Below are 10,663 nucleotides of genomic sequence, written 5' to 3'. Positions count from 1 at the left end.
CGGAACCTGGGTCACCGGCAGCCCGGCGAGGCTGAACGGGGCGACCGCGTCGGTGGGGCCCCGCGGCCCCGGGGGGGGGGCGGGGGGCGGGCCCCGCCGGCCCCGCCCCCGCGCCCGGCCGACGTCTCGGTTGGTCATCGAAATCGCCACCGCGAGCTGACGTCACCCGCCTCCAGCCAGTACGGTCGATATGTTCGGCTCCGGCGCAATCCGCGAGCCGGCGGTCCCGAGGGAGGAGAGGGAGACATGAGACAACGGGAACGAATGGGGGTCGGCACGGCGCTCGTGGCCGTGGCGACCGGCCTGGTCCTGGTCGCCTGCACCAAGCAGGTGCCCGGCGACGCGCAGGCCAACCAGACCGACCTCGCCTCCTATACCTCCGAGGTCGCCGCGTCGTCGGCGGCGCGGGTGGCCAAGGCCAACGACGCGGCCTGCGACGGCCTGCGCGCGGCGAACAAGAGCTCGGTGACCGCGTTCAACGCCTATATCGACGCCAGCAACACCAGGGCCGCCGACACCGACGCCAAGGCCAACGACGCGGTCACCACGCTGCGCAACAACGCCAAGGACCTCGGCCGCAAGATCACCAACGACGTGATCTCGACGCTGGCCACCCCGTTGCGCGCCTACCGCGACAACACCAACACCCTCGCCGACACGCTCGAACGCCGCGCGCCCACCGACGAACTCAACGGCGTGATCGACACGTTCAACGACGCCAAGGACACCGCGATCGATGTCTGCAAACCGTACGGAAACTGAGCACAAGTAACGAGAACGTGACTGTTCACGATTCCCCTCCGAAATCTCTTTCTGGAGGGTGGAGTGCACGGCTATCTGAAACATGTTGTGGCGGTGGCGGTTACCGCGCTGACGCTGTCGTCGGGCGCGCTGCTGCCCACGGTGGCCCAGGCCGCGCCGGTCACCGCCAAGCAGTGTGAGGTCAGTTCGGGGCGCACGCCGCAGACCGCGACGCCCGCCGAGGCGGCCCTCGACCCCGCGCGGGTCGCCGACGCCATGAACCTGGCGGTCGACACCACCCGCTTCAACATCCAGCTGTACCGCAACAACTGCCTGATCGCCGCGGGCCCGCGCAACGCCGAATCCGGCGGCGTGGCCTGGAATCTGTGGAGCGGGACCAAGAGCGTGGTCGCGCTGGTCGCCGGGTTGGCCGTGGACGAGGGCAAACTGCTCATCGACGAGCCGATCGGCCGCTACCTGCCCGCGGGCCTCGGCGACGAGGCGCACCGGTCCATCACGGTGCGCAACCTGCTCACCGAGTCGTCCGGGATGGAGGTCGCGGTCGCCGCCGAGGGCGCGACCGGGCTGGCCGCGCTGGATCCGAATGTCGTCGCGCAGGCGCTGGCGATGCCGATCGAGCGCCCGCAGGGCACCATGTTCCGCTACAGCCAGCGCGCGGTCGACCTGCTCGTCTACGTCATCGGGCAATCGGTCGGCGAAGACTTCCAGAGCTTCGCGCAGCGGAAACTGTTCGACCCCTTGGGCATCGCCCGCGGCGACTACTTCTGGGCCCGCGACCGCGCCGGAAACACCTACGGCCACGCGCATCTGATCCTGCCGCCGGACGACTTCGCGAAACTCGGCCTGCTCGTCGGCAATCGGGGCCGCTGGAACGACCAGCAGGTGATCTCGGACGAGTACATGCGCGCGGCGCTGTCGCCCTCGCCGAGCATGCCCTGCTACGGCTTCCTGTTCGTGATCAACGGCACGCCGTGCGTGCTCGAGTTCCCCGGCCTGCCGCTGGACGCGGTGAAGATGTCGGGCATGCTGCGCAACGACAGCTACATCGTGCCCAGCCTGGGCCTGATGCTGAACTGGACCGGTGTCGCGACGCCGGGCGCCTCGTCCACCTACACCCACAACGTGCTGCGCACCCTGGTCTCGGCCTTCGTCGACCAGCAGCTCCCCGATCCCGGCCCGTACCGGGAACGCCCGGACGTGAGCGTCACCGATCCGATGATCGCCCGGCCCGACGCACTGCTGGGCACCTTCGGCATCGGGCCCTACGCCTACCCGGGGTGCAGTTTCGTCGACTGCCTCGGCGAGACCCCGAAGCCGCCGTTCTCCGACTGGCCGCCCGGCTGCGTCGTCCTCGGCTGCGTCGGCAACAACCCCGCCACACCCGGGATCCGCTGACCGACACGGGTGGCGGCGGTGTGCCGCCACCTGCGAGGGGGCCATCCGCGCGCGTACGCTGACGGGTACCCACCCTGCACAGGGTCAAAGAAACGCTCGACGACCGGCAATTTTCCAGCAAAAAGCGTGCTTCAATCGATCGCCCGCAACGGACGATCGATCCCTCTCCCCCTCGAGGTGTGCCATGTCATTCTGGGAAGTCATCTGGCTCATCATTGTGAGCTTCGCGTTTGTCGCCTATCTACTGATGGTCTTCATGATCATCGGGGACCTGTTCCGGGATCACAAGACATCGGGCTGGGTGAAGGCGGTCTGGATCATCTGCTTGATCTTCCTGCCCTTCCTCACGGCGCTGGCCTACCTGATCTTCCGGGGTCAGGGGATGGCCGAGCGCTCGAACGCCCAGGCCGAGCAGATCCAGCAGGCGCAGGATTCCTACATCAAGGAGACCGCGGGCACCAACCCCGCGGCGCAGATCGCCGACGCCAAGAAGCTGCTCGACGAAGGCTCGATCACCCAGGCCGAGTACGAACAGCTCAAGGCCAAAGCGCTGTCCTGATCGCCCGCTCCACCCGAAAGCCCCGCACCGAGACCCTCGGTCAGCGGGGCTTTCGGCGTTCCGGCGGAGAATTTCCTGGGCCCCGGGGTCGGGGTCGCGTATTCTCGAACACACCGGACAGGACCAGTAGGGACCGGTGCACCCTCACCGAAGGAGCCACCTTCATGCCCGCACCGCTGCGCGACAGCGCAGTGCCCAAACACGAACAGCTGCGCGCGATCCTGTTGCAGAAATGCACGCGCGAGCTACAGCCGGGCGACCTGATGACCAGCGAGCGCAACCTCATGCAGGACTACGGCGTCAGCCGGATCACCGTACGCGAGGCGATCGGGCAGCTGGTCAACGAGGGCTATCTGGTCCGGGTCCGCGGCAAGGGCACCTTCGTCGCGCACCGGCCGGTGCAGTCCCGGCTGCATCTGGCCTCGTTCACCGAGGAGATGCGCACCCTCGGACATCAGCCGACCACCCTGGTGCTGGTCGCCGAGGAGGCGGTGCCGCCCGAGGCCACCGCCCGCGCGCTGCGCCTGCCCCCGGAGACCGCGGCCTATCACGTGCGCAGGCTGCGGCTGGCCGACGAGGAACCGGTCAGCGTCGACGACGCCTGGTTCAACCCCGAACTGCTCCCCGGCCTGATCTCGCACGACCTCACCGGCTCGATCTACCGGACCACCGCCGATCGCTACGGCAGGCCGATCGAGCGGGCCGAGCAGACCGTCGACGCCCAGGCCGCCGAGGCGGGCGTCGCGGCGCTGCTCGGCGTCAAGAAGGGCGCTCCCGTCCTGCATTTCGACCGGGTGTCGTTCAGCGCGGAGGTGCCGATCGAGCACACCCACAGCTGGTATCGCGCCGACCGCTATCGCGTGCAGATGGAAGTCGGCCACCGATCGCAGGTATGAAACTGGCATATTTCAGATACTGTATGAGCGCTATCACAGCGAAGTGCTCGGAGGTATCACCCCATGTCCATCCGTAAGTCCACCACCCGGGCGGGCCTGCTGGCCGCGCTCGCCGCGGGAACCCTGCTCGGTGCGGGCGGCACCGCCCATGCCGCCGGCGGCCTCGATTGGGATCTGTGGCCCTCGGGCTCGGTCGAGATCGGCCCACCCACCGGCAGCTCGATGGGCTCGGTCGACGCCGACTTCGGCAGCGGCACCGGCTCCTTCGACGCCGACCTCGGCTCCGCCGGGCCGCGTCCGCCCGCGACAGGCTCCGCGGTGCTGCCCATCCCGGGCTCCGCGGGCTGATCCACGTTCGGCGCGCCACCCTCGGCGGCGCGCCGAACCCCGCTCAGATCGCCGTGCCCACGTCGGTGCGGACCAGATTCGCCAGCGCGCGCTCGGCGATCGCGGCGATGGTCATCGACGGATTGCAGGCCGCGGTATTGCCCGGCATGAGCGCGCCGTCGAGGACGTAGAGCCCCCGCTGCCCGAGGACGCGGCCGTCGAGATCGCAGACCGTACCCATATTGGCGCCGCCGAGCGGATGCCAGGTGGAGGGGAACAGGGCATTGGTGTCGATGAGCGTGCTGTCCGGGCCCGCGATGCGCTGCACGGCGGGGCCGATGTGGTTGTCCTGGATCGCCTGGTCGCCGTCGCCCGGCCACCGCAGGGTCGCGATGTCGGCACCCGGCTCGTAGGCGAATTCGCCACGCCCGGAACTGACGCCGTAGCCGACCAGCATGGTGGCGCCCGGGTCGATCGGCAGCGACGGGATCGAAGCCTGGATGACGGTGAACGCCGACCGCGGGTCGTCCCAGTTCTTGCTGCCGTAGACCACCGGACCGCCCTGCGCCGCGCCGAATCCGGCGGAGGCGTTGCGCCACACATAGATCCGGTCGGCATTGGTCCCCCAGCCCCGGCCCAGCTCGTCGGGCAGATCGGGAATGTGGCCGAGCGCCTGCGCGCGCACCAGCATCCGGGTGGTGTTCAGACTGCCCGCCGCCAGTACCAGCGCGCCGGTGGTGATGACCTTGTTCTCCAGCACGGTGCCCGCGGTGTCGACCCGGTCGACGCGCACCACCCAGCGACCGTCGGCCGCGCGCTCGATCCCGGTCACCTCGTGCAGAGTCCGCACCTCCACCAGGCCGGTCGCCTCGGCCGCCGCGACATAGGTGACGTCGACGGAGTGCTTACCGCCGTTGTTCACACCCATGGCGCCGTCGCCGTTGGTGTAGGACGGGGTCATCTCCCCGCGCAGTTCGGCCAGCGCGTAGTTCCAGTCGATCGGCATCGGGATCTTCGACAGCGGCATCCCGGCGCCCCGCACCCGGTCGGCGAAAACCCGGGCCGCGGTGTAGTTCTTGTGTTCGATCAGTTCGTCCGGGGCGGTGGCGAGCCCGAGCATGCGGGCCACCGTCGGGTAGTGGACCCGGTCCATCCGGTCCCAGTCCAGCCCCGCCGGGAAGTGCGTCTCGAACACCTCGCGCGTCGGTTGCAGCGACATGCCCTGGTAGATCAGGGAACCGCCACCGAGCCCGGCGGCGCACAGCGCGGTCATCCCGGCGCCCGGAACCGCTTCCACCAGACCGGCATACGGCTCGAACACCAGGGGCCTGCCGAACACCATCGGGTCGGAGCGGTACCAGAGCAGGCGCTTGTCCGGGCGGGTGGCCAGCGGGAAGGTCTGGGCGTTCGGCCCGGTCTCCCAGCGCCTGCCGCGTTCGAGCAGCAGCACCGCGACGCCCGCCTCGGCCAGGCGCAGCGCGGTCACGCCGCCGCCGAAGCCCGAGCCGATCACGACGACCCGGCGGTCCTCGGTGGTGAGGGGGATGCCGCCGGTGCGGGCGGCGACGGGCCGCGCGCCCGCGGTTCCGGCGGCCGCCAGGGTGAGACCGGCGGCGGCCGCGCCGGTCAGCAGGGTACGGCGGGAGAACTTCGACATTCGGCAAACCTTCATCGGGGTAGGGATTTTCGGGTGTCCGGCTTACGCGCGGCGGTCGAGCAGCAGGCCGAGCAGTCCGGCCTCGCGGCCCTGGCCGGTGATCATGTCGCGGGCGGCGCGCTCGACCTCGCCGCCGTCGAGCAGCGCGTCGGCGGTGGCGGCCATCTCGATGCCGCCGTAGTGATGGCGCTGCATGAGCCGCAGGAACAGCACCTCGGCCTGAGTGCCGGTGGCGGCGGCGAGCTCGTCGAGTTCGGCGGTCGTCGCCATTCCCGGCATCGCCGAGTCGTGCTGTGCGGCATCGGCACCGGCGTGCCGATGCGCGCCGACCGGGCGCATCCAGGCCATCGGGTCGGTCCCGACGACGGGCGCGCCCGCCAGCCGCAACCAGCCGAGCAGCATGCCCAGCTCGGTGCGCTGGGTGTCGGCGATCTGTCCGGCCAGCACCAGGACCGCGGGATCGACGCCCCGGTCGAGGCGCTGGACCAGGACCAGCGCCTGGCTGTGATGGGTGACCATGTCCTGGACGAAACCGATCTCGGTCGCGGTCAGCACCGGCGGCGCGGCGGGGGCGGGCAGCAGCGGGCGCAGGGCGGCGCCCATGGCGAGCAACAGTGCCGCCCCACACGCCAGCGCGGCCACCCGGAAGCCCTTGTGCCCGCTCATGATCCGGTGGTCGAGAGCTGGTCGGTGGGTGGGGTGTACACCTCGGGCGCGAGTTCCAGGGCGAGGAATCCGTTGTCCGCGCAGGTGGTCCACAGCTGGTTGCCGCGCCATTCCGGTGGAGAGAAGCACCAGTCGGTCGACAGGTCACCGAAGGCCAGGGTGCCGGTGCGCGCGCTGAGTGCCTGCGCGGGATCGAAGGCGCCCCCGAGCATCGCCTGGGCGACGGTCGGCGCCGCCAGCAGCGGCGGGCCGATGATCGAGGCGAGCGCGTGCGGCGAATTCCACAGTTCGGCGTTCTCGCCGGTGCGGGCGGGCGGGTTGAAGTAGCCGATCTCCCGGATGGCGGCGGGATCGCGGACGTCGAAGACCCGGATGCCCGAGGAGGTCCAGCTGCACGCCAGCGCGGTCGGGTCCGCCGGGCGATCGGCCGCGCAGTAGTGCGCGTCGTAGGCGAACAGCGAACCACCCGAGGCGGAGGCGAGCATGCTGTCCTGGTTCTCGGGCAGGTTGATCGCGAGCTTGATCGACCGGGCGATCCGGGGATTGCGCTCGTCGGCGACGTCGATGAGCTTCACCCCGCCCGAGCCCGCCTCGTCGACGGCGAACACGTACGGCGTGCCCTGATAGGTCACCGGGACGGTGTGCTGGGTGGCCCAGCCGTCGGTCCAGGACAGGTCGGCGAGTTCGGGGACGTGCGGTCGCGGGTCGCGGCGCTGCACGGCGGCGACGTCGAGGACCTTCAGACCGCCCAGGTTGTTCGCGAGGTACATCCGATTGCCGTCGGGCGAGAAGCCGAAGCCGTGCATGGACAGGCCGGGCAGGCCCTGCCAGATCACCCGGGGATTCGCCGGATCGGTGAGATCGACCGCGCTGAGCAGGCCCGGCGCCGTTCCCGACGCCCAGTAGGTGCGGCCGTCGGGCGAGAAGCCGCCTTCGTGCGCCGTGATCGGCACCGGCAGCGCGAGATCGGTGCCGGGGCCCGGATTGAGCAGCCGGGGATGGGCGCAGTCGGAGATGTCGTAGACCGAGAGCAGGCCAGCGCCGGTCAGGGCCGGAACACCAGCGCCGACAAGGAGTTTGCGCGCGGCGTTGACCTTCAGGCTCTCCCAGGTGCCGGCCAGCATCGCCGGCTCGGTGAGCGTGGTGGTGTGGACCGGGGCCGACGGGTCGGCGATGTCGAGCACCCGCACGCCCTCGTCCGGGCCGAGCAGATTGCCGGGGAAGAACGTGCCGACGTAGGCGCAGTGATCGAAGGTGACCGAGGTGATACCGCCGCCGCGGCCCGGCGCACTGCCGAGCAGCCGCATATTGCAGCGGAATCCGTCGCGGGAGCGGCCGCTGTCGCGGTCGGCGGCGGGGACGTCGCCCTGCAGGCCGGTCTCGGGCAGGGAGCCGGGCAGGCAGGCGGTTCGGTCGGTGGGTGCACCGGTCGCCGTCGGGACGGCGGCGCCGAGCGGTAGCAGCAGCAGCGCCACCGCGACGAGGCCGTAGCGGCGGGCCGCACGGGAGAACAAACGAGTCATGGAGTTGTCGTCGACCCCACGAACGGGGCCGCCTTCCTGTGTCCTGCGAGCACGCGGCGGCAGCGGGCGCCTCGGCTCGGGAGTGGTCGGGTGTCGCGTCGTCGGGACGGGGCGTGCACCGACCCCATCCAGCGGTAACTGGGTTACCGCTGCGCGACGCTACCATTCACCCGTGAGCAGCGGAACGGAATCGGACGCATCGGCGAAGATCATCGCGGTGGTGCTCGGCCTGCTGACCACCGAGGGCTACGACGCCGTCCAGCTCCGCGCCGTCGCCGCCGAGGCCCATGTCTCGCTGGCCAAGATCTACCGGCTCTTCCGCACCAGGGACGAGCTGATCATCGCCGCGCTGGAACAGTGGATGGCCGCCAACGCCTACGCCGACGTGACCCCGCCCGAACCCGGCGAACCCTTGCGCGAGAGCCTGATCCGCCTGCTGCGCACCGTCTTCGAGCCCTGGGAGCGCAACCCCAAGATGCTCGAGGCCTACCACCACGCCCGCACCGGCCCCGGCGGCGAACGCCTCGACAGCCAGGGCCTGATCGCGGTGCTCCCGGCCGCCGAGGTCGCCCTGCGCGACCTCGACCCCGGCTACCTCGACGACCTCGGCCTGATCCTGGGCAATATGGTGCTGGCGCTGATCGCGCGATTCGCCGCGGGCACCCTGCCGATCACCGGCATCCTGCCGACCCTCGAACGCACCGTCTACCGGATGACCGCCGACAACGAGTCGGCCGCCCGCCGCCGCACAGCCACCCCGCCGCCCACCCGCTGACCGCGCGGATCCGTTCCGGCGCGAACCAGAGCTGTTTCCGATCGGCACAACGGGGCATATGCCCGATGTGACGTGCGATCCGGCACGTCACGACGTAGTACCCCGTATCGAACAGGTGAGCTCAAATGATTCTTCTAGGCGCAATACTCCTCATAGCCGGACTCGTCTTCGGCATCTCCCTGCTGTCCACCGTGGGCGTGGTCCTGCTGGTGATCGGCCTGGTCCTGCTCCTCGCCGGTAGTGTCGGCCGCCCGATCGGCGGCAGGCGCCACTACTACTGACCCCGGCCGGACCCTTCCGAGGAGGAACATCATGTCGGCGAATCTGCCCCGAATACTGTCGATCCTGGTGCTGGTGTGGCTGGTGATCGGTGTCGTCGCCGCGGGCCAACGCGGCTACTTCACCGATCGTGACCAGAACTGCGCCACCCTCGGCACCATCGCGGTGACGATGCTGGCCGGGCCGTTGAACTATATGGGCGTCAACCCCAAGGTCGACGACTGTGCGTTGCCCGAACCCAGCCAGTAGGCCGGGCTCAGCCCTGACGCGGCCACTGCCTGCCGCTGTCGGACAGGGTGGCCGGGTCCGTGCTGCGCATGACCCCACCGGTCACGCGCACCGGATCCGGCCGCGCCCGGTCCCCGGCGTCGACGTCCAGTTCGGCCAGCCCGACCAGGATCACCAGCCCGGTGACCACCAGCGACACGCTCCCGATCAACGGCAGCAGCAATTGCACCGGCGCCACCCCGTCGACCGGCCGCTCGGCGCCGCTGTGGTGCGCGCTCATCGCGGCCATCGCCGTGTAGTGCATGCCGCAGACCGCGACCCCCATGACCAGTGCCGCGCCCGCCGTCCGGACCAGACCGCGCACGTGCAGCATGAACCACAGCGCCACGGTCGCCGCGACCACCGCGATGACGATCGAGAGCACCACCAGCGGCGGCCGATAGCCGATGACGGCCCCGCTGCGCATCGCGCGCATGCCCAGGTAGTGCATGGCGGCCACGCCGAGCCCGGTGATCGTGCCGCCCACCGGCAGGCTGAGCCATTCGCGCCGCCCCATGGTCACGATGGTCAGCCCGGCCAGGACGACGCCGATGGAGATGACCGCGCTGAGCAAGGTCGTCGGCACGTCGTAGCGAATCGGCGTCCCATCGATACTGAATCCGAGCATGGCCGTAAAATGCATGACCCAGATCGCCGCCCCGCCGATCGCGACCGCCGCGGCGATCAACCACCCGATCGGCGCGGTCGACGTTTTGGCGTGCACCGCGCACCGCAACCCCAATACCGAGCCGATGAACGACAGACTGAAAGCGAGAACCGGATTCATCCAGCCATTGTTGAAATGCTCGATGTGCAGCACATCATCCCCCGGAGGTCGATCATTTCCGCATGCGCGATGGCTAGAGACTAGACCATTCGACCTGGCCGTATCGGCTTTGCCGACAGTTCGAAATTCATGATTCGAATTCCGTTCCGGCACATTCTGTTTCGCAATTATCGAGATGAATCCAACGTGCGCGAACTCCTGGAACGGCGCCCCTGGAAATAGGGGCATTCATTTCGAACCGACCGGTTGCGACCTTGCGATCAGGAGTTCTGCGCCCGCGCCCTGATCAAATCCGCCAGCCGATCCAGCGATTCCTGATTGCGCGCGGCGAAGACCAGATCCTGCGCCACCCCGGGAATCAGTTGCGCGGGCCCGCCGGACGCGCGCTCGGTCATCCGGATGGTGGTGTGCCCCGGCGTCGCCTCGGACAGGGTGAGCCGGATCCACGCCGAGCCGACCGACCACAGGCGCGCCTCCAGCTCCAGCCGATGCGGCGGATCGGCGGCGCGGACCACCGTGGTATCGCTGATCAGCACCGGCCAGAGCCCGAATCGATAGTGGATCCGGCTGCCGACGGCGGGCCAGTCGGGATCGACCCGGCCGATATGCGAAGCGCCGACCACCCAGCTCGCGTACAGCCAGCCGTCGGCCAGGGTCGCGAAGGCCGCCGCGCGGTCGACCGGCACGGTCACCTCGGCAGTCAGCATGTCTGATTTCCTCGTCCGTCGCGGGAATCCGGCCACTCCAGGGTAATTCGCGCGCGGGCCCGC

At 69.8% G+C, this 10,663-nt stretch carries 13 protein-coding genes; 8 read left to right on the top strand and 5 right to left on the bottom strand.

The genetic code is table 11. The features are described from left to right. The first annotated feature begins 246 nt into the window (after positions 1–246). From ACFVW6_RS05225 to ACFVW6_RS05205, 5 genes are all read left to right on the top strand, one after another. A complete protein-coding gene (locus ACFVW6_RS05225; protein ID WP_355273213.1) occupies positions 247–762 on the top strand; it encodes a hypothetical protein in 516 nt (171 codons plus the stop codon). A gap of 93 nt (positions 763–855) precedes the next feature. After that, on the top strand, positions 856–2,157 hold the full coding sequence (locus tag ACFVW6_RS05220; protein ID WP_378823507.1) for a serine hydrolase domain-containing protein: 1,302 nt from the start codon (positions 856–858) through the stop codon (positions 2,155–2,157). A 184-nt stretch (positions 2,158–2,341) separates the two neighbouring features. Continuing rightward, positions 2,342–2,716, top strand: a complete 375-nt coding sequence (locus ACFVW6_RS05215) for an SHOCT domain-containing protein (protein WP_378823509.1) — start codon at positions 2,342–2,344, stop codon at positions 2,714–2,716. Positions 2,717–2,880: 164 nt separating this feature from the next. Further along, a complete protein-coding gene (locus tag ACFVW6_RS05210; protein WP_355273220.1) occupies positions 2,881–3,612 on the top strand; it encodes a GntR family transcriptional regulator in 732 nt (243 codons plus the stop codon). Between the two features lie 63 nt (positions 3,613–3,675). Further along, positions 3,676–3,960 (top strand): hypothetical protein, encoded by a 285-nt coding sequence (locus tag ACFVW6_RS05205; RefSeq protein WP_355273223.1) that lies wholly within the window; start codon positions 3,676–3,678, stop codon positions 3,958–3,960. Positions 3,961–4,003: 43 nt separating this feature from the next. Here ACFVW6_RS05205 and ACFVW6_RS05200 read toward each other — a convergent pair whose 3' ends face one another. From ACFVW6_RS05200 to ACFVW6_RS05190, 3 genes are read right to left on the bottom strand one after another with little or no spacing between them, the layout of a single operon-like run. Further along, complete coding sequence (locus ACFVW6_RS05200) at positions 4,004–5,596, bottom strand: GMC oxidoreductase (RefSeq protein ID WP_378823512.1); 1,593 nt, start codon at positions 5,594–5,596, stop codon at positions 4,004–4,006. 42 nt (positions 5,597–5,638) lie between these two features. Continuing rightward, the gene (locus ACFVW6_RS05195) at positions 5,639–6,262 is read right to left on the bottom strand and encodes a DUF305 domain-containing protein (protein WP_378823514.1); all 624 of its coding nucleotides are present in this window, start codon (positions 6,260–6,262) and stop codon (positions 5,639–5,641) included. Next, positions 6,259–7,785 carry an LVIVD repeat-containing protein gene (locus ACFVW6_RS05190; protein WP_378823516.1) on the bottom strand — a complete coding sequence of 509 codons (1,527 nt, stop codon included), beginning with the start codon at positions 7,783–7,785 and terminating at the stop codon, positions 6,259–6,261. The genes ACFVW6_RS05195 and ACFVW6_RS05190 overlap by 4 nt, the downstream gene beginning before the upstream one ends. Positions 7,786–7,957: 172 nt before the next feature. Here ACFVW6_RS05190 and ACFVW6_RS05185 point away from each other — a divergent pair, with 172 nt between their 5' ends. The 3 genes from ACFVW6_RS05185 (at position 7,958) to ACFVW6_RS05175 (ending at position 9,088) form a co-directional block, all read left to right on the top strand. Continuing rightward, entirely contained in the window at positions 7,958–8,560 is a 603-nt protein-coding gene (locus ACFVW6_RS05185; RefSeq protein WP_378823518.1) for a TetR family transcriptional regulator, read from the top strand. Positions 8,561–8,685: 125 nt separating this feature from the next. After that, positions 8,686–8,841, top strand: coding sequence for a DUF6131 family protein (locus ACFVW6_RS05180; RefSeq protein WP_378823520.1), 156 nt, complete (start codon positions 8,686–8,688; stop codon positions 8,839–8,841). 31 nt (positions 8,842–8,872) lie between these two features. After that, on the top strand, positions 8,873–9,088 hold the full coding sequence (locus ACFVW6_RS05175) for a hypothetical protein (protein WP_378823522.1): 216 nt from the start codon (positions 8,873–8,875) through the stop codon (positions 9,086–9,088). Between the two features lie 7 nt (positions 9,089–9,095). On the opposite strand, the gene ACFVW6_RS05170 is transcribed toward ACFVW6_RS05175, so the two are convergent. Next, entirely contained in the window at positions 9,096–9,893 is a 798-nt protein-coding gene (locus tag ACFVW6_RS05170; protein ID WP_378823524.1) for an MHYT domain-containing protein, read from the bottom strand. A 260-nt stretch (positions 9,894–10,153) separates the two neighbouring features. Continuing rightward, on the bottom strand, positions 10,154–10,600 hold the full coding sequence (locus ACFVW6_RS05165) for an SRPBCC family protein (RefSeq protein ID WP_378823526.1): 447 nt from the start codon (positions 10,598–10,600) through the stop codon (positions 10,154–10,156). Positions 10,601–10,663: the final 63 nt, after the last annotated feature.

The organism is Nocardia sp. NPDC058244, from assembly GCF_042882065.1.
Taxonomy (GTDB): domain Bacteria; phylum Actinomycetota; class Actinomycetes; order Mycobacteriales; family Mycobacteriaceae; genus Nocardia.
This window is presented reverse-complemented; position numbering and strand designations above follow the sequence as displayed.

Excerpts from the sequence above, each read along its gene's own strand:
- ACFVW6_RS05215 (WP_378823509.1), top strand. The coding sequence starts at position 2,342 with ATGTCATTCTGGGAAGTCATCTGGCTCATCATTGTGAGCTTCGCGTTT.
- ACFVW6_RS05210 (WP_355273220.1), top strand. The coding sequence starts at position 2,881 with ATGCCCGCACCGCTGCGCGACAGCGCAGTGCCCAAACACGAACAGCTG.
- ACFVW6_RS05195 (WP_378823514.1), bottom strand. The coding sequence starts at position 6,262 with ATGAGCGGGCACAAGGGCTTCCGGGTGGCCGCGCTGGCGTGTGGGGCG.
- ACFVW6_RS05205 (WP_355273223.1), top strand. The coding sequence starts at position 3,676 with ATGTCCATCCGTAAGTCCACCACCCGGGCGGGCCTGCTGGCCGCGCTC.
- ACFVW6_RS05190 (WP_378823516.1), bottom strand. The coding sequence starts at position 7,785 with ATGACTCGTTTGTTCTCCCGTGCGGCCCGCCGCTACGGCCTCGTCGCG.
- ACFVW6_RS05180 (WP_378823520.1), top strand. The coding sequence starts at position 8,686 with ATGATTCTTCTAGGCGCAATACTCCTCATAGCCGGACTCGTCTTCGGC.
- ACFVW6_RS05165 (WP_378823526.1), bottom strand. The coding sequence starts at position 10,600 with ATGCTGACTGCCGAGGTGACCGTGCCGGTCGACCGCGCGGCGGCCTTC.
- ACFVW6_RS05170 (WP_378823524.1), bottom strand. The coding sequence starts at position 9,893 with ATGAATCCGGTTCTCGCTTTCAGTCTGTCGTTCATCGGCTCGGTATTG.
- ACFVW6_RS05225 (WP_355273213.1), top strand. The coding sequence starts at position 247 with ATGAGACAACGGGAACGAATGGGGGTCGGCACGGCGCTCGTGGCCGTG.
- ACFVW6_RS05175 (WP_378823522.1), top strand. The coding sequence starts at position 8,873 with ATGTCGGCGAATCTGCCCCGAATACTGTCGATCCTGGTGCTGGTGTGG.
- ACFVW6_RS05200 (WP_378823512.1), bottom strand. The coding sequence starts at position 5,596 with ATGTCGAAGTTCTCCCGCCGTACCCTGCTGACCGGCGCGGCCGCCGCC.